The 21,697-nt window shown below is 36.8% G+C and carries 17 protein-coding genes and 1 pseudogene; 15 read left to right on the plus strand and 3 right to left on the minus strand.

From position 1 onward, the window contains the following. The 4 genes from PVV68_RS04735 to ndk all read left to right on the plus strand — a co-directional run. The coding region (locus tag PVV68_RS04735; protein WP_273720798.1) for an autotransporter outer membrane beta-barrel domain-containing protein at window positions 1-1,077 on the plus strand (1,077 nt) is incomplete at its 5' end. 330 nt (window positions 1,078-1,407) lie between these two features. After that, the gene (gene bafA / locus PVV68_RS04740) at window positions 1,408-3,972 is read left to right on the plus strand and encodes a BafA family autotransporter (RefSeq protein ID WP_273782692.1); all 2,565 of its coding nucleotides are present in this window, start codon (window positions 1,408-1,410) and stop codon (window positions 3,970-3,972) included. Window positions 3,973-4,366: 394 nt separating this feature from the next. Further along, window positions 4,367-6,970: a BafA family autotransporter gene (bafA, locus tag PVV68_RS04745; protein ID WP_273720849.1), complete on the plus strand. Its 2,604-nt coding sequence runs from the start codon at window positions 4,367-4,369 to the stop codon at window positions 6,968-6,970. A gap of 351 nt (window positions 6,971-7,321) precedes the next feature. Further along, complete coding sequence (gene ndk / locus PVV68_RS04750; RefSeq protein ID WP_273720800.1) at window positions 7,322-7,744, plus strand: nucleoside-diphosphate kinase; 423 nt, start codon at window positions 7,322-7,324, stop codon at window positions 7,742-7,744. Window positions 7,745-7,841: 97 nt separating this feature from the next. Here the strand turns inward: ndk and pgsA are convergent, their stop codons facing one another. From pgsA to PVV68_RS04765, 3 genes are all read right to left on the minus strand, one after another. Beyond that, window positions 7,842-8,423, minus strand: a complete 582-nt coding sequence (pgsA, locus tag PVV68_RS04755; protein ID WP_273720801.1) for a CDP-diacylglycerol--glycerol-3-phosphate 3-phosphatidyltransferase — start codon at window positions 8,421-8,423, stop codon at window positions 7,842-7,844. Window positions 8,424-8,496: 73 nt separating this feature from the next. Then, window positions 8,497-10,482 (minus strand): excinuclease ABC subunit UvrC, encoded by a 1,986-nt coding sequence (gene uvrC, locus PVV68_RS04760; protein ID WP_273720802.1) that lies wholly within the window; start codon window positions 10,480-10,482, stop codon window positions 8,497-8,499. Window positions 10,483-10,871: 389 nt separating this feature from the next. Further along, window positions 10,872-11,735, minus strand: coding sequence for a 23S rRNA (adenine(2030)-N(6))-methyltransferase RlmJ (locus PVV68_RS04765; protein WP_273720803.1), 864 nt, complete (start codon window positions 11,733-11,735; stop codon window positions 10,872-10,874). 989 nt (window positions 11,736-12,724) lie between these two features. Here PVV68_RS04765 and PVV68_RS04770 point away from each other — a divergent pair. The 11 genes and pseudogenes from PVV68_RS04770 (at window position 12,725) to PVV68_RS04815 (ending at window position 21,680) form a co-directional block, all read left to right on the plus strand. After that, a complete protein-coding gene (locus PVV68_RS04770; RefSeq protein ID WP_273720804.1) occupies window positions 12,725-12,916 on the plus strand; it encodes a hypothetical protein in 192 nt (63 codons plus the stop codon). Window positions 12,917-13,595: 679 nt separating this feature from the next. Then, the gene (tatA, locus tag PVV68_RS04775; protein WP_273720805.1) at window positions 13,596-13,907 is read left to right on the plus strand and encodes a twin-arginine translocase TatA/TatE family subunit; all 312 of its coding nucleotides are present in this window, start codon (window positions 13,596-13,598) and stop codon (window positions 13,905-13,907) included. A 56-nt stretch (window positions 13,908-13,963) separates the two neighbouring features. After that, window positions 13,964-14,410 carry a Sec-independent protein translocase protein TatB gene (tatB, locus tag PVV68_RS04780; RefSeq protein ID WP_273720806.1) on the plus strand — a complete coding sequence of 149 codons (447 nt, stop codon included), beginning with the start codon at window positions 13,964-13,966 and terminating at the stop codon, window positions 14,408-14,410. Continuing rightward, window positions 14,400-15,182, plus strand: coding sequence for a twin-arginine translocase subunit TatC (gene tatC, locus PVV68_RS04785; protein ID WP_273720807.1), 783 nt, complete (start codon window positions 14,400-14,402; stop codon window positions 15,180-15,182). Before tatB ends, tatC begins: the two co-directional genes overlap by 11 nt. Before the next feature lie 60 nt (window positions 15,183-15,242). Next, the gene (gene serS / locus PVV68_RS04790) at window positions 15,243-16,520 is read left to right on the plus strand and encodes a serine--tRNA ligase (RefSeq protein WP_273720808.1); all 1,278 of its coding nucleotides are present in this window, start codon (window positions 15,243-15,245) and stop codon (window positions 16,518-16,520) included. A 133-nt stretch (window positions 16,521-16,653) separates the two neighbouring features. Further along, window positions 16,654-17,313 (plus strand): protein-L-isoaspartate(D-aspartate) O-methyltransferase, encoded by a 660-nt coding sequence (locus PVV68_RS04795; RefSeq protein ID WP_273720809.1) that lies wholly within the window; start codon window positions 16,654-16,656, stop codon window positions 17,311-17,313. Window positions 17,314-17,482: 169 nt separating this feature from the next. Beyond that, the gene (locus tag PVV68_RS04800) at window positions 17,483-18,655 is read left to right on the plus strand and encodes a M23 family metallopeptidase (protein ID WP_273720810.1); all 1,173 of its coding nucleotides are present in this window, start codon (window positions 17,483-17,485) and stop codon (window positions 18,653-18,655) included. A 398-nt stretch (window positions 18,656-19,053) separates the two neighbouring features. Continuing rightward, a complete protein-coding gene (gene yajC, locus PVV68_RS04805) occupies window positions 19,054-19,500 on the plus strand; it encodes a preprotein translocase subunit YajC (RefSeq protein ID WP_273720811.1) in 447 nt (148 codons plus the stop codon). A gap of 509 nt (window positions 19,501-20,009) precedes the next feature. Then, window positions 20,010-20,396, plus strand: coding sequence for an Mth938-like domain-containing protein (locus tag PVV68_RS04810; protein ID WP_273720812.1), 387 nt, complete (start codon window positions 20,010-20,012; stop codon window positions 20,394-20,396). A gap of 510 nt (window positions 20,397-20,906) precedes the next feature. Next, a pseudogene (locus PVV68_RS10705) lies at window positions 20,907-21,098 on the plus strand (HNH/ENDO VII family nuclease); the annotation flags it as partial. An 84-nt stretch (window positions 21,099-21,182) separates the two neighbouring features. Continuing rightward, window positions 21,183-21,680, plus strand: a complete 498-nt coding sequence (locus PVV68_RS04815) for an SMI1/KNR4 family protein (protein WP_273720813.1) — start codon at window positions 21,183-21,185, stop codon at window positions 21,678-21,680. The last annotated feature ends 17 nt before the right edge of the window (window positions 21,681-21,697 follow it).

Genomic DNA, 21,697 nt, shown 5'->3' on the forward strand with positions numbered 1-21,697 from the left:
GTGGCATTACCTCCAGCAGCTCAGCTTCATCCTTTCGATGGACAACAACAGGCTTCAGTTTTAGCAGATGCTTCATTGACAACAGATCAAATGGTTTTGCGTCCAACTGTTCAGGATCAAATTTCTTCCCAAGCAGGTGAGGAAATATCAAAGCCTCGTTTTTTGACCACCCCTTCTACGGACGCTGTGTTGTCCATGTCTGTGGCTCCAGCAGTTATTTTTCATAATGAGTTGCAAACTGTACGTGCGGGAAGAGGCGATTTAGACAGAAGTCAAAAAAATTCAGCTTTCTGGACATATGCCATCAAAAGCAAAGAAAATATTGTTACAGACCATATAGATTTTAAACTTGAGCAAACTGGTATAGTGTTAGGTCTCAATGGTTTAAGCGAATGGGAGAATGGGGATGTTTATATTGGTGGTTTTGGAAGTTATGATAGAGCACGTGTAGAGCATGCACGAGGTGGTGTGAGTGGTATCAATACTTATGGCGTTGGAGCTTATGTCACTTATTCTGATCATAGTGGATGGTATCTAGATGGTCTTGTCAAATATAATCGTTATCAAAATAGTCTGAAAGCTATTTCAACGAATGGTATAGCGATTGAAGGGAATTATGATCAGTGGGCAGTGGGCTCATCATTTGAAACGGGTTATCGTGTTAAAATGTCTCCGAGCAGTTGGCTACAGCCTTATGGGCACCTCACATGGTTGCAAGTTAAAGGTCAAGAAATTAAACTTTCGAATGACATGATGGGTGATATCAAGCCATTTACGTCACTGCGCAGTGAGGTTGGTCTATCATTGGGATATGAATTTGGTTTGGGAACCATTGGTTCCTCTCTAGCTTACATTACGGCTGGTTGGTTGCGTGAGTATAAAGATGACAACCATACGACGATTAATCAAGGGCACCAATTTACCACAGATTTGTCGGGTAATGCAGGGAAATTAGGAATTGGTTTAAGCAGTTTAGTCAGTGATCACTTAAAGCTTTATGCACAGGCACATTATGTCAAAGGACGTAAGACAAATCAGTCCTTTCAGGGGATTTTAGGATTACGCTACAGCTTCTAAATATGTGTTTTAACATGAAAGATCTGATGTATAATCGGAGAACAATTTTTGAAAAATATTGATGCATCTTTCGGATCAGTTATGCTCTTTAATGGTGTAGGGTATCTTTTGTTTTTTCTATTTTGTAAGGAACCTCTGAAAAATACAAAAAGTAATAGAAGAGACTTTTTGTGCTCTCAATGAAAAAGCATTTAAAGAATATAAAGAGTCATTTCTTGCGGGTGCAAAGGGAATATTCAAGAGAATTATTACAACTTTAGGTTGAAAATATATTTTGCAGAGCTAATTACACTTGATGTCTGCTCAGGCGTGAAGGGGGAGGATATAATTATGCAATATAAGTGGAAAAGAAGTTATTGGGGGCTCATATTATGCAGTTGTTTTGTGCAAATGGCTGCTGCAAGTGAGGGGGGGGAACGACTTTTTTGTCAACCTTCAAGCTATAAAAATGAGAAAATCTCTCATATCTACCATAATGAAGGTGTAAGAACAGGAGAGTGTATAAAAGTCAGGACATCTGGAAACAATGTTGTTGTAGAGGCGTTCGATAAATCAGGATTTTTTGAAAAACTAAATGGCATTACCACGGGTAAAAGTACTGAAATATTGCTTAGTAAATTGCAGGAGCTTAATAGCGATAATGGTATCAACGCTGGACAGAATATGCAAGGAAGCAATATTGCGACGTTTAAAAAGCCTGAACTTATTTTTATTAGGGATGGAGCTCTTCTGGAAAATTTTGTACTCGATAATGATGGCAAAGCCTACATTTCGAATGATGGAGAGAGAGATGATCCAGGGCGGTCTATCAATAATACAGCAAAAAATGGTGCAGAGATTTATGTTTATGCCGGCGGTCTTAGTGAGAATAGCAATATTGAGCATGGTGGAACTGAAAGTGTTCAGGCTTTAAAGGGAAAACAAGGCTTTTCAAAAAATGCTGTTGTTAAAGAAGGAGGGCAGCAAAGCGTTGGCAATGGAGGAAAAGTAGAGGGGACTAAAATTTATGGAGGTGAGCAGCTTGTTTTTGGGGAGGGAGATGTTGAGGGACAAATTAAGGAGAGTAGTGCTTCTAATACGGTCATTTATGGTCAAGGCGAGACATTTGGGCAACAAAAGGTCTATGATGGGGGGGTAACTTGGAATACGAAAGTTATGAGAGGTGGCATACAAGAGATTGCAAAAAAATCTCAAAATGCAAAAAATGGTGGTACTGCATTTGATATACAAATTCTTGGTGGTGGTAAACAGCGTATCTTAGAAGGAGGAAAAGCTGTTAATGTTACTTTAAACGAGACTGCTCTTCAAGAAATATATGCTGATGGATCTGTAAAAAATCTAACAGTAAATGATGAAGCAAAATCGTTCGTACATGCTGGAGCAACACTAGAAGGTAAAACATTACTAAACCATTCTGGACAACTCCACCTTTATGCTGGAAATGATCAGCATCATACCACAGTAGAAGATATCATTTTAAATGGACAAGATACAAAGCTGTACGCGATCACAGATGAGTTTGATGGCAAAAGCTCTCTGATTGAAAAATTAACCGGTGAGGGGAGTGTTATTTTTGCTTTTACTGGCTCTGATCCGTATTACTCACAGCTTCATGTTAATAATCTTTCGGGTAGCTTACATTTCGCATTGAATACTACAATTGCACATAATCGAGGTGATTATCTCCTCATTGAGAATGGTAAAGGGAATCATACAATAAGTGTTGCGGATTCTGGAGTGGAAATCACGGATCCTTTTTCAAATAAGCGTGATTTAATTATGGATCAAAGCGGTGGAGCACATTTTTCTCTGACAGATCTCTCTGGTGAAGACATTCATGCTGTTGATGGAGGGACCTATATGTATGATTTGAAACAGAGAAAAGATGAAAAGGGCAAAACTTGGTTTTTATCTGCCAACCGACTAAGTGGACCAGAATCTTCTCTTCCTGATCCAACAGATCCATCATATCCTGGTTCATCAACAACGCCTTCAGTTGATGCTGTGCTTTCTACAGCAGTGGCTCCTGGACTGATTTTTAACAATGAGCTGGAAATTGTACGTACGGCGAGAGGAGTTCTAGACCAAAACAGAAAAAATACAGATTTATGGGCTTATGCGATCAAGAGCAGAGAGCGTATTGCTAGCGGTCATACAAATTTTAAGCTTGAGCAGACAGGTTTCGTGTTTGGTGTTGATCAGTTGAACGAACTCACACATGGAGATTTGTATGTTGGTGGTTTTGGCAGTTATGATCGAGCAAGTGTCGCGCATAAACGGGGTGGTGATAGCAATTTAAATACTTATAGCATTGGTGCTTACGCAACTTATTTTGATCATCATAGATGGTATTTAGATAGCGTTTTGAAATATAATTATTACCGAGATAGTCTAAAAGCCATTTCAACAAATGGTTTAGCCATTCAAAGCAATTATAATCAATGGGCAATAGGTGGATCATTTGAAATAGGCTGTCATTTTGAGCCAGCACAAAATACTTGGATGCAACCTTATATCAAACTAACAGGTTCGCAGGTTGAAGGCAAAAAAATCACGCTTTCCAATGGCATGACAGCTGATATAAGTCCATCAACTTCATTGCGTAGTGAAGTTGGGTTAACGGCAGGGCATAAATTTATTGTGAATGCAGAAACTTCATTAACAGCTTATATTACAGCTGCTTGGTTACGTGAGAATATAAATAATAACCATACGATAATTAATAACCGGCATAAATTTATTACAGACTTGTCAGGAAATGCGGGTAAGCTTGGAATTGGTGTAAACAGTTTGGTCAATGATAAACTCACGCTTTATGCGGAGGCACATTATCTGAAAGGACATAAGATTAAGCAGTCACTACAAGGTATTTTGGGATTACGCTATAGTTTCTAAAATATGTGTTTTACGCTATTAATTCACTTGAGAAATAGAATTGTTTTGTAAGTTAAACAGTTCAGTGTTCAGTGAAATCTTTTGCAAATGTAGAGACGATGATGATTCTTTCTTTTATTCAAAAGTAATATCGTTTGCTTTATCAATGATGAGAAGTATTGCAAATTATGCCCTTGTATTTAGGGCATAATTTGCATTGTGTGAAGTTATACAGTTTCAGATGCAAAGAGTTTCTTGTGGTTTACAGGAATACAACTTATAGTTGCTTATATATAAAATATACGCCAATAAATTGCATTTAGACATAAATAAAACACATTATGATACATTCTAAAATGAGCTAGCTGTTTGGTAGCAGGGTATTTTTTGAATGATTAAGAATGGAGTGTGGATGATGCAAAATAAACACAAATTGAGTTTTTCGGTATTGCTGATTAGTACTTGTCTCGTGCAATCTGCAAGTGCATCTGAGAGAAGGAATGAAGAGCTAAATAGAATAGAACATGTGGAAAATGGAGGAACGGTACCAAAAGGCTCTGCATTGATTACTATATTATTACCTATTAGCACTAATATTAAGATTGAAGATGGTGGTGTAGAGGTTGTTGATAATGGAGCAACTTCTGTAGGGGCCACTGTCAAAAAAGGGGGGATGCAAATAGTTACACGTGCGGGAACTGCAATGAATACTAAAATTGAGGGTGGAAAACAGTTTGTTCATGAAGAAAGTAGTATTTTAGATCTTGAAAGTGTAGAGAAGAAAAGCGGTGCTTATGATGCTACAGTTACTGGTGGTGGTAGAGCGATAGGACAGCAGAATATATATGATGGCGCGTGGGCTTGGAATACAAAAGTTGGGAATAATGGAGAGCAAAATCTCTATGCGGGAAAAAGAACAGAAGGGGGGAGAGCAAGGGATGCAGAGATTTCTGGAAATGGTAGACAGCATGTCCTAGCATTAGGAGAATCATACAATACTACCTTAAAGGATCAAGCTACTCAAGTTGTATATCCTGATGGATTTGTAGATAGTTTAACAATTATGAATTCTGCTCGTTCATGGTTTCACACTGGTATTCTAAGAGTGGTTGGAGAAGTAAGAGTCAATAATAACGGAGAACTTTATTTGTTTGCTGGTGATAGGACAAATCATATCACTAAACAAAAGATTCCTATAAAGGACAGACCTGAGGAAACAATATTTGAGGTTGGTGAACGAAATATAGGAGAGAAACCGCAGATTGAAATTGAGAATTTAGGTGGTAATGACGGGACTATAATTTTTACTTCTATGCCATATGATCCACGACATGTGTCACTTCATGTTGAAGAACTTTCAGGGAATTTACATTTTCGGTTTAACATAGATACTACAGGTGGTAGCGATTACTTATTGATCGATAATGGTGCTGGTAATCACAAAATAAGTGTTACCGATACAGGTCGTGAAATTACAGGAGCTCTGTCACAGAGGAATGGTTTAAGGACTGAGATTCCATTAATTACCGATAGAAGCCCAAACGGAGAAGCAAATTTTACTTTGGCAAATAGTGTTGGTACGGCAATAGAAGCTGTTGATGGTGGAACTTTTATATATGTTTTATATAAGAAAGAAAGATGTGCTAGTTCTAGCGGTAATTTCACAATTTGGTATTTGGGCATGGGTACTGAAAATACAGAAAGCTCGAGTACTGGGGGGCAGTGCGCAAAACAGAAATCAAAGGTTACTACTTTTTCAAGATCTTTATCTACTGATACGGGGACAAGGACACATCAAGAATCTTCTTCTCGGAGGAAAGGATCTGGTCCTAGGAAGCCTAACAACAGACAGGTATCTAATCCGCGTCCTCCACGCCATTTAAAAGATGCACAAAGTGCTTCAGGATTTTCAGTATCTTCATCTCAGAGAGATAGAGCTAGTGTGGCATTACCTCCAGCAGCTCAGCTTCATCCTTTCGATGGACAACAACAGGCTTCAGTTTTAGCAGATGCTTCATTGACAACAGATCAAATGGTTTTGCGTCCAACTGTTCAGGATCAAATTTCTTCCCAAGCAGGTGAGGAAATATCAAAGCCTCGTTTTTTGACCACCCCTTCTACGGACGCTGTGTTGTCCATGTCTGTGGCTCCAGCAGTTATTTTTCATAATGAGTTGCAAACTGTACGTGCGGGAAGAGGCGATTTAGACAGAAGTCAAAAAAATTCAGCTTTCTGGACATATGCCATCAAAAGCAAAGAAAATATTGTTACAGACCATATAGATTTTAAACTTGAGCAAACTGGTATAGTGTTAGGTCTCAATGGTTTAAGCGAATGGGAGAATGGGGATGTTTATATTGGTGGTTTTGGAAGTTATGATAGAGCACGTGTAGAGCATGCACGAGGTGGTGTGAGTGGTATCAATACTTATGGCGTTGGAGCTTATGTCACTTATTCTGATCATAGTGGATGGTATCTAGATGGTCTTGTCAAATATAATCGTTATCAAAATAGTCTGAAAGCTATTTCAACGAATGGTATAGCGATTGAAGGGAATTATGATCAGTGGGCAGTGGGCTCATCATTTGAAACGGGTTATCGTGTTAAAATGTCTCCGAGCAGTTGGCTACAGCCTTATGGGCACCTCACATGGTTGCAAGTTAAAGGTCAAGAAATTAAACTTTCGAATGACATGATGGGTGATATCAAGCCATTTACGTCACTGCGCAGTGAGGTTGGTCTATCATTGGGATATGAATTTGGTTTGGGAACCATTGGTTCCTCTCTAGCTTACATTACGGCTGGTTGGTTGCGTGAGTATAAAGATGACAACCATACGACGATTAATCAAGGGCACCAATTTACCACAGATTTGTCGGGTAATGCAGGGAAATTAGGAATTGGTTTAAGCAGTTTAGTCAGTGATCACTTAAAGCTTTATGCACAGGCACATTATGTCAAAGGACGTAAGACAAATCAGTCCTTTCAGGGCATTTTAGGATTACGCTACAGCTTCTAAATTTCTGCTTATTTTTTAGATTTTTCTTTGCATGTGTATGGGGGGAGGGGGGGATGCGCGGTGTTGAGGTATCATTATCATATGTTGTTTTTTCTTATATTTTTCCCCTTATTGAATGATAATTTTAGAGAGAAGTATTTAAGATTATGCAAACAATCCAAAATGATAAGAAGAGCAGTGGTACTGTTATAAAAAGATTAGGTACCACAAATGTTTCTATTCTTGACTGAAATTCACACAAGCCAATACAGGTTTTTGAAATTTGCTATTGAAGATTTTTCTACAGTCCCTTGGCAAAGAGCTTCTTGCTCGTTATAGAACAGCCAGATAATGTTATATAAAGGTGGTCAAATGGCTGTAGAACGTACTTTTTCGATGATTAAACCAGATGCAACGCGTCGTAATTTGACAGGAGCAATTACAAAAATGCTTGAGGATGCAGGATTGCGTGTTGTTGCATCTAAACGTGTATGGATGAGTCGGCGTGAAGCGGAAGGATTTTATGCTATTCATAGGGAACGCCCATTTTTTAGTGAATTGGTTGAGTTTATGTCTTCTGGTCCAACAGTTGTGCAAGTTTTAGAAGGTGAAAATGCAATAGCTAAAAACCGTGAAATAATGGGCACTACAAATCCTTCGGATGCACAAGAAGGAACAATTCGTAAAGTCCATGCTTTGTCTATTGGGGAAAATTCTGTTCATGGCTCAGATAGTCCTGAAACCGCAAAAGTAGAAATTGCCTTTTGGTTTTCAGAATTGGAAATTGTGGGTTAATAAAAGCATATAAATAGAAAATCCCGAAATAGTCTATTTCGGGATTCTTTTTATGAAGCTTGTAGTTTTTTTGAGGTACGTGGTACGGACTGTTTTTTTATGTGATAACGTGTTTTAAGCCTGCACGAAAATAATCCCACCCTGTCCACAATGTGAGAAGAGCAGAAATCCATAGCATAGTAATGCCAAATTCTACTGTGTAGGGGAGAACTTTATTACCAGCTGGTCCTGCTAAGAGAAGAACGATAGCTATCATTTGTACAAAAGTTTTCCATTTAGCAAGACGAGAAACAGGAACACTCACTTTCAATTCCGCCAAATATTCACGTAATCCTGATACAAGAATTTCTCGACAAAGAATAATAATCGCTGCCCATAATGTCCATCCAGCAATCGTACTATCTGCGGCTAGCAATAGCAGACAGGCAGAGACGAGAAGCTTATCTGCAATGGGATCTAACATGCGACCAATATTGGATGTCTGTTCCCAAATCCGAGCAAGATAGCCATCCAGAAAGTCAGTAATAGAGGCAATAACAAAAATAGAAACAGAAGTCCAACGTGCAATATCGCTTGATTGCAACCTTCCTTCTAAAAAAAAGCAAGCAACAACCATTGGCACCGCGATGATCCGTGCATAAGTGAGAATATTTGGAAAAGAAAAAGTATGATTTTTCATAGAGCAATTTTCAATTCTTTGTAAGATATGATTTATTTTATAAAGGTAACAAGGCGAATATTATGAAACAAGCCTATTTTTCATTAAAATAGTTATAAACTTTTTTTGCAATGGTGGCCGAAATTCCCATTACTTTTGTTAAGTCTTCGAGTGAAGCATCGGCTACGGCTTTGGCACTTCCAAAATGATGCAGCAATGCACGCTTTCTTGTTGGACCGATATTTTCAATTTCATCAAGCGGGTTTTTGAATGTCGCTCTTTTTCGTTTGGCTCTGTGCGTTCCAATTGCGAAACGGTGTGCTTCGTCGCGTAGACGTTGCAAAAAATAAAGGATAGGGTCACGTGGAGGTAGTGTAAAGGGTGTTTTGTCCTTGATAAAAAACCGCTCACGCCCAGCGTTACGGTCTACACCTTTGGCTATTCCAACAACGGTGATGAGGTTGCCTATTTTTAATTCAGAGAGTACTGTATGCACACTATTAATTTGTCCTTCACCACCATCAATGAGGATAAGATCAGGCCAAAGAGGAGAAGAATCATCGCTTTGCTCTTTCATGTCACTGCCTGTATGAGGCAGATCATGCTCTTTGAGAAGACGTGAAAATCTTCGTTTAATGACTTCTTTCATCATAGCAAAATCATCACCAGGTGTGATATTGGTCGAGCGAATATTGAATTTGCGATATTGATTTTTAATAAATCCTTTGTGATCTGCAACAATCATCGCACCTATCGCATTTGTTCCCATCATATGGGAATTGTCATAGACTTCTATACGGCGAGGAGTATGAGACATTTGGAATATTTCGGCAAGTCCCTGAAGCAATTTTGTCTGTGTAGCTGTTTCAGCAAGTTTGCGTCCAAGTGCTTCATGAGCATTGATAGAAGCGTGATGAATAAGAGTTTTTCGTTCACCTTTTTTAGGTAAAGAGAGTATTACTTTACGATTTGCTTTGAGACTGAATGCCTCCATAAGAAGTGCTTGTTCTTCTATTGCTTCAGATAAAAGGATCAGTTTTGGAAGTGGCTTATCATCGTAGAATTGGGCAAGAAAACTCTCTAAGATTTCAGAACGAGAAAAAGAGGAATCTGCTTTAGGAAAATAGGCTCTGTTTCCCCAATTTTGTCCCATGCGGAAAAAGAACACTTGGATGCAGGTCACTCCTTCTCGTTGTGCAATTGCAAAGACATCTGCTTCTTGTATTGTTTGAGGGTTAATACCTTGATGGCTTTGTATGTAAGAGAGAGCCGATAAGCGATCACGATAGGTAGCAGCTTGTTCAAAATCAAGGTTTTCTGCAGCTTTATGCATAGCTTGAACCATATGACTTTTAACAGATTGGCTTTTTCCTGAAAGAAAAGCTTTTGCTTCTCTCACCAGCACAGTGTAATCACCAATACGAATTTCATCTGTACAGGGTGCAGAACATCGCTTAATTTGATAAAGCAAACAGGGGCGTGTACGGTTTTCATAAACCGAATCGCTACAGGTTCGTAGTAAAAAAGCGCGTTGTAAAACATTGATTGTTTGTGTTACTGCACTTGATGAGGCAAAAGGACCAAAATAATGGGCTTTTTTTGTTCGGGCACCACGATGTTTGTAAAGTGCAGGTGCGCGATGATCGTCAGTGATAATAATATAAGGAAAACTTTTATCGTCACGCAGTAACACATTAAAACGTGGATGTAATCTTTTAATAAGATTAGCTTCTAGAAGCAGAGCTTCTGTTTCCGTATGGGTAACGACAAATTCCATATGGGATGTCGCACGAATCATTCGGGTAATACGGTTATTGTGCCCTTGTTCTCGCGTATAGTTTGAAACGCGTTTTTTGAGATTACGTGCTTTGCCAACATAGAGGATATCACCATTGTCATCAACCATTCGATAAACCCCTGGCTTATGAGGAAGATGTTTGACAAACTCTTGTATGAGTTTGGCACCTTTCAATTGGTTTGTATCATTTTCTTGGTTGGCATTGTCCCACATAATGGGTGAGAGAAAAGAGAGATTTTCTCTTTCATTTTGGAGAAAAGCTGTGTCGTTTTTCAGAACCATTCAGTTTATCCGGAAACATTTTCTATTTATTTTATGAAGTGTTTTTATTCATAAAAGACTATTATTTATGTAATGGTAGTTATTATTTCCTATAAATAACGTATTATGACATGAGACCGTTTAATTTTGGAGTAATTACTTTTCAATAAAACAGAGGGCGTTTTTTAAAAACAATTTTACAAACTTTCCAACACTATTTATCAGTATGAAAGTAGGTTTTGTTGAAAAAATGAAATTCCCACAGCTAACCATGATGTATACTAAGAGATAATATAGTTCAAAAGGTCAAGAAAACCAAGATCCTTGGTATTGCAAGATTTTTAAGCAGTGCAAGAAATTTGATTTTTACCAAGAAAAATTTAACTTAAAATGCAATTTAGATGAAAGACCTAACATAATGAATGTTCTTTTTGGATCCAATTATGAAGTATCCTTGCATGTTTATCTTGTCCAAGACGATGAATAAGAAACGGGGTTAGTTTTTTCATTTCTTCTTCCAAAAGATAAGGAGGATTGATAAGAATTATCCCACTTCCATTCATTGTGGGTGGGATTGAATTTTTTCGAACACGCATTTCGAGTTGTAAAATTTTTGGGATTCCCGTTTGATAAAGTGCATGAAGAAAATTTTCAATTTCTTTGTCGTATTTAACTGGATACCATAGAGCATAAATTCCTCTAGGAAAACGACGATATGCTTTTATCAATCCGTCAATCAGACGGGCAAATTCACCAGTTTTTTCAAAGGGAGGATCAACAAGGATAAATCCACGTTTTTCCTTTGGTGGCAAGTGCGCATTTAAAGAAAGCCAACCATCTAAATGCAAGACTTTTGTTTGATAATCACCGGCAAAATTTTTTGCTAAAATACGATAATCTTCATCATGGAGTTCAATTGCGGTAAGTCGGTCTTGTTTACGCAATAATTGGCGAATAACAAAAGGAGATCCAGGATAGAAGAGAAGTTCTTTTTCTCCTTCATTAAGTAAATCAATAATATTATACCATGGAGAAAGGAGTGTTTTTAAATCTTCTGGAATAGGAGTTGATAAAAGCCGTTGTACACCTTCACGCCACTCTCCAGTTTTGTATGCTTGTACAGAAGAAAGATCATATATGCCAATTCCAGCATGGGTATCTATAACGCGAAAAGCTTTTTCTTTGCGTTTGAGATATTCTACAATGCGGGTGACAATAATGTGTTTAAAGACATCAGCAAAATTGCCAGCATGATAAATATGCCGATAATTCATGAATAAATTCTACCGTATATGACTGCTTACTCAATTTCTCTATTAACATAAAATAATGGTTTTATATCAACAAAAATCCTTTTGTAGAGGTCAAGCAATCGAAAAGTCGTATATGCATCTACTAGAAAAGATAAATGTTATAGCCTTACAATTATGTTTTCTATTTTGGTAATCCATACAATTTGTATGAAGGGGGATTAATCACCAAGGTTTCGAATTTTTTGTCAGAATACGGAAAGAAAGAGAGAAAAGACTTCAAGCATTTATTCTTTATTTTTGTGAAGGAATTTTTTTTATTATTGCTGTCTTACAAAGAAAATCAGAGAGGATACAAATGAGCTGAAGCAGCAATGGAAATCACTAAAATTTTAAAGATAAGTTTTTACGTTGAACAATGAATTTATCAACGAGTTAAAAATTGATATATTTAAAATGCCTGATAAAATACGACTAACGTGTTTTAATAAAATTACTATAAATCTTTGAGAAAAAAGCAAAAACACGGTTATAATATGTAGAAAAACATCTCCTGTCAGCATTTAATTGAGTGAAAGCACAAATTTCACGTGTATGTATGATAAATCATTAGGTTATGTATAATATTGAAATATAGCTTTTAAAAATTGATATGAGGTAGATGAGCTGTGTTTAACAAAATAAAAACTATAATTGTTGGTATTTCCGGTATTTTTGTAAAAGATGAAGAGAAGCTTTCATTATGAAACATAAACCTTGGGCTGTTATTCTGTTCGCACGCAATATAGGGGCAGCAGATGATATCAAGGCGTCTATCACTTCATTTGCGTGAGGTAAGTGGACGGGATGATATTTTTATTGATCAAAAGAGGAAAGAATACACCATCTGTTACCTCACTATCCAGCTGCTACAACATTAAGGAAACTTTATAAAATAAAAAAATCAAAAGAATGCAATTCATGGCACATGGAATCTGTCTCGCATTCATGCTTTTGATTTAATAAAATTTGGCATGAATGCTCGTTGTTTTCCTGTTTTAGATATTCCTACAAGAGGAACACATAATATTATCGGGATACGTGCTTATCTAAAGGAGAAAGAAACAGTTATAGCTTTAGGACGTACGACAGCTCAAAGGTTTATTGATAGGGGTGTTTTACTGGTGATGAAACATATTCGTGAGACATGGACGAACACTTTCTGATACGCATTCTGAGTGAGTATCGCTTGATATCTTAGAAAAATACGATTTTATGCTTTTTTAAAATTTTGCTGATTTATCAACTGTAATGGTAGCATATATTATCTATGAAGCAATCGATGATCGAGTTTCGGCAATATTGTATAAAAAAGCTATTGAGAACATTTTTTGTGAGAAGATAGACTTTTACGGTCTTTGAGTGTCAGATGATGTATCAATCAAAGCTCTTTCAAGGGTTACATTTTCGGAAAATTTTCAGATTGAATACGTAAAATTTTGCAGAAGGTTGTGATGGTGCTCTTCATTGTAATAGTAGTTTGCAAGAGATGTGCATGATTGTACAGATGACACCATTTTAAAAGGTAAAGCATTGGAGCGTGTATAGAGTGCTTCCAAGAAGTTTTTTCACTCCGATAAATCCGATGAGGTTGCTTTAAGAGAAGAGTTTTCAAGCCTTTTTGAATTCTGTTTAAAGCAGCTTATTATTTAAATTTTATGAGGTTCATGATAATAAATTAAGAAAAATGGACGAGAGGTTAAAAAGTGAGTTTACAATAAATAGCGTACGATTGCCTTTAACTGGAAAAGAAAATATACAAGTAAGAGAGGTGTATATTTGATATATTTCTTCAGAATAAACATAAACAAATGAACGCAAATTTAAAAGCAGTGAGAGAAAGTAATGGGTAATATTTTTTCACCAACGCACTTAATTGTAATTTTGTTAATTATCCTTGTACTTTTTGGGCGTGGCAAGGTTTCTGAATTAATGGGTGATGTTGCTAAGGGGATTAAAGCTTTCAAAAAAAATATGAGGGAAGAAGAGGACGCTATCGAAGATAAGCATGAAATAGCAGATTCGTCCAAAACAATTGATGTTGAGTTTCAACAATCTGAACCATTAACGGTAAAGCGTGCAGCAGTGCGTAAAAAAGCTTCTTCTTCCCCTCAAAGAGGAAAGACATCTGTCGCTAAAAAACAGCATATAGAATGATAAAGACGTGATCGCAGTTGTACATTCTTTTTGAATGAGAAAGTCGAGTATAAACAATGTTTGGGATTGATGGGCCAGAGTTTCTCGTGATCTTACTTGTTCTCATAGTTGTCGTTGGACCAAAAGATTTACCTAAAATGTTAAAAACAATGGCAAGAGCAATAGCTTATGTCCGTTCAACAGCAAAAGAATTTCGTCACCAGTTTGATGATGCAATAAGACAGTCCGAGCTTGATGAGTTACAAAAGACATTGTCGGATATTAATGATCTTAATCTAAACAGGAGGGTGACAGAGACTTTTTATCCTATTCATGATGCAGTGGAAGATATCCGCAATAATTTTGATGGAAAAACAACACACCATAATTTGAAAACAGAGAAAGAAATTTTGAAATGTGATCAAAACAAAGCCAATGAAGATTTAACCGCATCCGTTGATTCTCATAGTTATGGAAATATTTCTTTAATTTCCAAAGAGAGAGAGGGTCGTCATGAATATTAAGAAGGATGAAGTTGATGACAATATGGCTCCACTTTTAGAACATTTGATTGAACTGCGTCAGCGAATTATTGCTGCTCTTATTGCATTTTTGATAGCTTTTATTCTGTGTTTTCTTGTCAAAGATTACATTTTAAATTTTCTGATATGGCCTTATCAATGGGCAATGAAAATATCAGGTGGTAATCCTGAGAATATTCGTTTGCAATCAACACAAGTATGGGAAACTTTTTTAGCAAAGATGAAACTTGCGGCTTTTGGGGCAGTTATTTTATCTTTTCCCTATACAGCTTTTCAGTTTTATAGTTTTATCGCACCAGGACTTTATAAAAATGAGCGTATGGCTTTTTTGCCATTTCTGATTGGCGGACCGATTTTATTTTGTATTGGAGGGGCATTTGTTTATGCTCTGTTAGCACCAATAATGCTTTGGTTTAGCCTTTCTCAGCAATTTCTTCCAGATGTTCATTTAAGAATAGAGTTTATCGTCCGTATTTCTGACTATTTGAGCTTTATAATATCATTTATCCTCATTTTTGGTTTGATTTTTCAATTACCTCTTGTGACAAGTCTTTTAACGAAAGTTGGACTTTTAACTTCTCATAGTTTAGTATCTAGACGCAAGTGGGCTATCCTTATCTCTTTTATAATTGCAGCGATAGTAACGCCATCAGATTTTTTTACTATGTTTGCAGTAGCCTTACCAACGATAGCTCTTTACGAGATTTCAATTTTAATTGCTTACTGTATAGAAAAGAGAAAAAAAATCTCTTAAGAGAAGTTTATATCCTGTGTGATAGCGCACGAATAGAAATGATGTAAATGAGGAATTTTGATGCTTGATATTAAGTGGATTCGTGAACACCCTGAAAAATTAGATAAAGCACTGGAAAATAGAGGCATTGAACCGCATGCAGAAAGATTAATAAAACTTGATCTTGAACGCAGGTTACATGTTGCCAAAGTGCAGTCTGCGCAGGAGCGTCGTAATGCAGCTTCAAAAGAAATAGGACAAGCTTTAGCAGCATGTAATCAAGAAATGGCTGAACGTTTGAGAGCGGAGGTTGAAGAGATTAAAGCCTTTCTTTCTTCTGCTACAGTGGAAGAAAAGCGCTTGACTGAAAGTATTGAGGAGGCTCTTTCAGCACTTCCAAATATTCCATTGGATGATGTTCCAAAAGGTAAAGATGAAAGCGATAATGTTGTTATTCGACATTTTTCTACACCTCCAACATTTGACTTTACACCAAAGGAGCATTTTGATCTTGGTCAAAATCTCGAACAGATGGACTTTGAACGAGCAAGCCGTTTATCAGGGGCGCGCTTTACAGTCCTTTCAGGAGCTTTGGCGCGGCTTGAACGCGCATTAGGTCAATTTATGCTTGATGTGCATGTTGAGGAGCATGGTTATACAGAAGTTTCAATACCTCTCCTTGTTCGTGATGAGATTGTTTACGGAGCAGCCCAGCTACCAAAATTTGCTGATGATCTGTTTCGGACAACAGACGGTCGATGGCTTATTTCTACAGCAGAAGTGCCGTTAACCAATTTGGTGAACAATGAAATTCTTGAAATGTCAGATTTACCACTGCGGTTTTCTTCTTTAACGCCCTGTTTTCGCTCGGAGGCAGGTGCGGCAGGTCGTGATACGCGTGGGATGTTACGTCAGCACCAGTTTTGGAAGGTAGAAATGGTATCCATTACCACTGAAGAGCAGTCTTTAATGGAACTAGAACGTATGACAGAGTGTGCAGAAGATGTGTTGAAACGCCTCGATTTGCCTTTTCGCACGGTGGTTCTTTCTACAGGTGATATGGGATTTGCTGCACGTAAAACTTATGATATTGAAGTTTGGCTTCCAGGACAAGGATGTTATCGTGAAATTTCCAGTTGTTCAGTTTGTGGAGATTTTCAAGGGCGACGTATGAATGCGCGCTATCGTAGAGAAGGCGATAAAACATTGCACTTTGTGCATAGTCTTAATGGTTCTGGTACAGCTATTGGACGTTGTCTTATCGCTGTTTTGGAGAATTATCAGCAAGCTGATGGATCAATTATTGTTCCAGATGTTCTACAGCCCTATATGAAAGGCTTACGTTGTATTACCGCTTAATTTTATAACAAAAAAGAACCACTCTATGTTTCTTGCTGAGGGATGATGACGTGTAAACACAAGGCTTTGCCATTTTAAAAAATGAGTTGTAAGTACGGTAAGGGTACCACTTCATTGGAGAACGACTGACATTATGGGGCAAAAGAGTATTTTACGATTTCGTGAGGAATTGGCCAGCCTTGTGCTGAAAATGCGTAGCAAAGGAATTGATGATGTTCGCTTTTTTTCGGCATTTGAGAAAATTCCGCGTCAACAATTTGTTGCTTCTTCTTGGTTCAACAGTGCTTATGATAATAAAATTATTCCTATTGAGTGTGGTGAATATATTGAGCGTTTAGAAGAACAGCTTTTAATTCTTTTTGCTTTATCGTTGAAGAAAAAACATCGTGTTTTAGAAATTGGTACAGGATCTGGTTTTTGTACGGCTCTTATGGCATGTCTGAGTGACCGCGTGACAACAATTGATCGTTATAAAACATTGGTTGATTTGGCAGGTCAGAGATTTCAAAGTTTAGGGCTCGAAAATATTGTTATACGGCAGATAGACGGCAGTTGCACAGGTACAAGTTTAGGATCATTTGATCGTATTCTTATTTGGCCATCACGTTCAGATGAACCCCAAGAGTTTCTCAATCTTTTAGCTGAAAATGGGATTCTTATTCAAGCTATAGGACCTGACGAAGGGGTACAAACGATGACACGTTATAGGAAAATTGGTAGCCAATTTGAGTGTTTAGAAATGTTTCAAGTGCGTTATCAGCCTTTTATTAAAGGCCTTGCAGAAATACTTTAATTTTTTAGGTTTAAGATACTGTGCAAACTCTTTTCCCTTTTTATTTTACGATAAATTCATTTTGATCTTATTATAAAGATATTTATGAATAAAATATCGAATTTTAACTCTTAGGTAATATTAAAAAGCTTTAATAGAGTGAGTTGAGTATTGACGAGTGGGCAAAACTATGTGGTTCAAGGTTTTGGATAGTATTTTTTTTGGTTATTTTCAAAGAATAGCTTTTTTAGCGATGATAATGATTTTTGCGGGGTGTAGTTCTGGTACGCAGCGCTTTACAAATATTTTCTCTCATCGCGCAGGATCACCACACCCGAATATATTTACACCTATGTCTGCAGATCCGCAAGCGTCACCCTATGGTAGCATGATACAAAGCACCGATTTGCCTCCGGTAGATCAGAGTGGTGTTTCATGGACAGGTGATGATACTGGGTATGATTCTCCACAACAAGGAGGGACGTCTCCTGATAGCCGGATTATGGGGACACCGCCACGCAATCTTGGAACTCTTTCTCGTTCACAAATGGATAATTCTCCGGTCTTCCGGCGAAACTCTTATATTGTTCAAAGTGGCGATACACTGTTAAGCATTGCACGGCAAATAGGAGTGAGTGTTGAAGCATTGAAATTAGCAAATGGTATAAGCAATAATTCCATTTATATTGGTCAAGTACTCGTGGTTCCAAGAAAGCGCACACTAGCAACTTCAAACACCTATAATGATGATAAGGGAATATCAGCAGCAGAATCTTCATATCAGTCTCAAGTTATGACTTCTACAAGACAGAGAAAGGTTCCACCTACATATAAAGCGCCGGTCACAACTTCTCCTTCTGCAAGGGTGAACAATTCAAGTATTGAGAAAAAATCTTTTAAACAGATGGCGCAATTCAGTCATGAGACGAATTTATCAAATGCTGTTACAAATACGGATAATATTGTGACTCCGCAAGCCACAGGAATTTCTAAGATGCGTTGGCCTGTAAGGGGGCGTTTATTAAGTCAGTTTGGTCAGAAGAAAGGAACGGCAACGAATAGAGGGATAGATATTGCTGTGCCTGAAGGTTCATCGGTAAAGGCGGCGGAAAATGGTGTCGTTATCTATGCAAGTGATGGGTTAAAAGAGCTAGGCAATGTTGTTATGATTCGACATGAAAACAATATTATTACTATTTATGGATGTAACAGTAAACTTGTTGTGAGCAAGGGCCAAAGAGTACGGCGTGGAGATGAGATTGCTAAATCTGGTGTTTCAGGAAATGTTAAAACGCCACGCGTTTATTTTGAGGTGCGTAAGAATTCATTACCTGTCAACCCTAGCAAATATTTAGAAAACTAATTCATTTTGAAAATCTATGGTTTACGTAGTTTGAAAACAGAATAATTTTTTTTCTTAAACGAAATAGTATTTCGATGGGAAAATTATATAAAAATCATATATTGAAGAAGAGTCGTTAGTTTAGTTTGCTAAAAGATAATGCAATTGATTTATATCGTTAATTCTTCCGTTAATGAGGATGCGTATGATATATAAAGGAAGAAAATAAATCTGTTTCTGAAAAGTTTTTTCTCGTTGCCTTCTGTCTTTTAAGGATTTATTTCCTTTCTATAAAGCTATGGTTACATTGTGTCGTTATCGCTTTGTATGACAATTCCTCTGGGAGAGCTTTTTTTCTGAGCCAAAAGTCTATTTTAATGGAGTGGGAATTACCTGAAGTTTATCTATAGGAGATCAAAATGTTTATTAGTAACGCTTATGCTCAAGTTGCAGGCGGTGTTTCCAATGGGACCTCACTTGTTAGCTTTGTTCCATTCATTTTAATTTTTGTAATTATGTATTTTTTTATGATTCGTCCACAGCGTCTACAAATGAAAAAGCGTCAGGAAATGCTTGATGCTGTGCGCCGTGGTGATACCGTTATAACGGGCGGTGGTATTATCGGCAAGGTTACAAAAGTTTACCATGAGAGTGGTGAATTAGAGGTTGAGATTGGTGATGACATGCGTGTTCGGGTTATCCGTTCCACATTAACTGATGTACGTGTTAAAGGAGAACCCATTGCGGAAAAAAAATCAAAATTGAATACTAAACCAAAAACACCACAAAAATCTAAGACTAAAATAAAGAAAAATGTAAGTGTAACTGAAGAGAAAAAAACTGGATCAGAAGAAAGTGAATCTTAAAATATAATTGCGGCTTATGACGTTATTCTACAATGTATTTTTATAAAAATGGATAACTTCTGTATAAAAAATATTCAGCTTATGGGCAGTTTCGTAGTCGATAAATGAACATAATCCCTTTATTTTCTGCGAATTATTGAAAGACTACTTAAAAAGTAATATTTCATTTGCTAAGTGTTGTAGTCAATCTTCCTATTTTTTGAATAAGTTTATTGTTTAAGAGAACAGAGGTTATCTGTTTTTAGTGAATAGTCTGAAAGAGTGTTTTAGCTAAATATATTGAAATGAATATGATATTTAATAGCATCTTGTTATAAGCTTTTATAAAATCTAGAAACAGATTTTCAATTGAGTGCTTACTGTATGATCAGAAGAGTGTTTATATGAGAGATGCATCAATTGCTATGCGAGGTATGATTACTCTAGTACTATTTATTACAGATCCTTTGCTGATTTTGAGAAGTGAGAGTAAAAATGCAATTAGTTATCAAAAATAAAGGGTACTTTTGATGTCTCATGCCATTCAAATCCGTGAAGCTCATTTTCCAAGACGTGCACCTATTGATGCTTATGGAAATGGTGGATTTCGTTTTGCTGATATGTCCCATAAAGGATCTATTATTTGTGTTCCATCAGGTATTTATGGTATTGACATGGGGGAACCAATTCCCACTAAAGAGGATATATCTCGAATTTTAGAAGAGGCATCTGAGATTGAGGTTTTGCTCATAGGTACTGGAGTTGAATTATTGCGATTACCTGAAGAATTACGGATGCTTTTATGGCAAAAACGGATATCATCGGATACAATGAGTACAGGGGCTGCTGTGCGTACATTTAATGTTTTGTTGGCTGAAGATCGTGCAGTTGCTGCGCTATTGTTTGCAGTAGAATGATATTTTATTTATCTCCTCTTTAGAGGAAGATATTTTTATCTCTTTTATAGCGTTTTTTCCGATGAGCTCTCTTTATGTATGGAGATTCAATACTGTCCTAATGTATATAATTAAAAAGTGTTTTGCCTTGACAGTATAAAGGGTAGACAGCGCTAAAAAATATCGTTGTAAGCCCTATTATGTTTTTTCTCGAAAGAATAGTGTATAGTATAACATATACCTGATATAAATACATAAACTCAAGATTGTTTTTCCCTGCATAGTATAATCATAACCTTCAAGAGGAATATCTATCATTATAAGTTTCTCAGTTACGAGATAATAATGAGAGATGCAGTTATTGCATCTCAATTTTTGAACAGAAAAAAATCTGGGCAGCGGAAGCCATTGCATTTATAGATAGAAAACTGAGATAGAAAAACAAAATCTATTAGAGAGATAATTTTTTGTATCTTAACGGAGTGACTTCTTAGATGAAAAGAGAAAGAAGTGTAGGGCACCAATGTTGAAAGAATGAAAGCAGGCAGAGCTTCTATTGGTTTTGACGATCGTCCTGTTAATTTGCATCATATGCTACAAATAAAAGACGGACCTCTGGTAGAGGTTAGCTCCAGTCATTCCATCAAAAACATACTTCCGTTACTCGCATTGATCTTAACACAGAAAAATCAGCTATTAATAGAGACGAATTTGAGATGGTGAGGAGAGGTATTGGAAGAAACGCGCTGGAGTCTATAAGAATAAAGATAGAGAAACTAAAAAATAATCAGTTATGGAAAATAATTGATGAAAACCTGTACCTTAGATGATGTTGCAGTATTAATTGATAAAGTGAATAAATATGATGGTGATATTAGCAATTTTGGTACTGCAAAAAATGTGGTTGATGATTTTGTAATTGAAAAGGCGGAGAAAACTCTCGGCTTACAGTTTACAACTTCTTATAAGGATTTTTTAAAAAATTATAAAGGCGAGGAAATTGGTGGTGATGAAGTTTTTAGCCTTTATAAGGATTATGGGGAAGGTATTCCTTTTGATAATATTGTTTACCGAAACTTAAATGCTAGAAAACGTGGTTTTGAAACGCCAGAACAGCTTGTTGTTAGCAGAACAGATTTTGGTGAAACCTTTTATTTTGATTATACGCAGTTTTGGGATGGTGAATGCCCACTCTATATCATGCTTTCATCTGAAGATTGCGAATATTACGCGAGTAATTTTTATAAATTTCTCTGTAAAAGAATTAAAGAAAGCGTGGGAGTTGAGATACCTGATGGTGATTAACCGATTGAAAAACCAGA

This window comes from Bartonella sp. ML69XJBT, assembly GCF_028618515.1.
Classification (GTDB): domain Bacteria; phylum Pseudomonadota; class Alphaproteobacteria; order Rhizobiales; family Rhizobiaceae; genus Bartonella.

What these genes read in the sequence shown, in the direction of transcription:
- bafA (WP_273782692.1), top strand. Translation starts at nt 1,408, where the DNA reads ATGCAATATAAGTGGAAAAGAAGTTATTGGGGGCTCATATTATGCAGT.
- bafA (WP_273720849.1), top strand. Translation starts at nt 4,367, where the DNA reads ATGCAAAATAAACACAAATTGAGTTTTTCGGTATTGCTGATTAGTACT.
- ndk (WP_273720800.1), top strand. Translation starts at nt 7,322, where the DNA reads ATGGCTGTAGAACGTACTTTTTCGATGATTAAACCAGATGCAACGCGT.
- pgsA (WP_273720801.1), bottom strand. Translation starts at nt 8,423, where the DNA reads ATGAAAAATCATACTTTTTCTTTTCCAAATATTCTCACTTATGCACGG.
- uvrC (WP_273720802.1), bottom strand. Translation starts at nt 10,482, where the DNA reads ATGGTTCTGAAAAACGACACAGCTTTTCTCCAAAATGAAAGAGAAAAT.
- PVV68_RS04765 (WP_273720803.1), bottom strand. Translation starts at nt 11,735, where the DNA reads ATGAATTATCGGCATATTTATCATGCTGGCAATTTTGCTGATGTCTTT.
- PVV68_RS04770 (WP_273720804.1), top strand. Translation starts at nt 12,725, where the DNA reads ATGAATGCTCGTTGTTTTCCTGTTTTAGATATTCCTACAAGAGGAACA.
- tatA (WP_273720805.1), top strand. Translation starts at nt 13,596, where the DNA reads ATGGGTAATATTTTTTCACCAACGCACTTAATTGTAATTTTGTTAATT.
- tatB (WP_273720806.1), top strand. Translation starts at nt 13,964, where the DNA reads ATGTTTGGGATTGATGGGCCAGAGTTTCTCGTGATCTTACTTGTTCTC.
- tatC (WP_273720807.1), top strand. Translation starts at nt 14,400, where the DNA reads ATGAATATTAAGAAGGATGAAGTTGATGACAATATGGCTCCACTTTTA.
- serS (WP_273720808.1), top strand. Translation starts at nt 15,243, where the DNA reads ATGCTTGATATTAAGTGGATTCGTGAACACCCTGAAAAATTAGATAAA.
- PVV68_RS04795 (WP_273720809.1), top strand. Translation starts at nt 16,654, where the DNA reads ATGGGGCAAAAGAGTATTTTACGATTTCGTGAGGAATTGGCCAGCCTT.
- PVV68_RS04800 (WP_273720810.1), top strand. Translation starts at nt 17,483, where the DNA reads ATGTGGTTCAAGGTTTTGGATAGTATTTTTTTTGGTTATTTTCAAAGA.
- yajC (WP_273720811.1), top strand. Translation starts at nt 19,054, where the DNA reads ATGTTTATTAGTAACGCTTATGCTCAAGTTGCAGGCGGTGTTTCCAAT.
- PVV68_RS04810 (WP_273720812.1), top strand. Translation starts at nt 20,010, where the DNA reads ATGTCTCATGCCATTCAAATCCGTGAAGCTCATTTTCCAAGACGTGCA.
- PVV68_RS04815 (WP_273720813.1), top strand. Translation starts at nt 21,183, where the DNA reads ATGAAAACCTGTACCTTAGATGATGTTGCAGTATTAATTGATAAAGTG.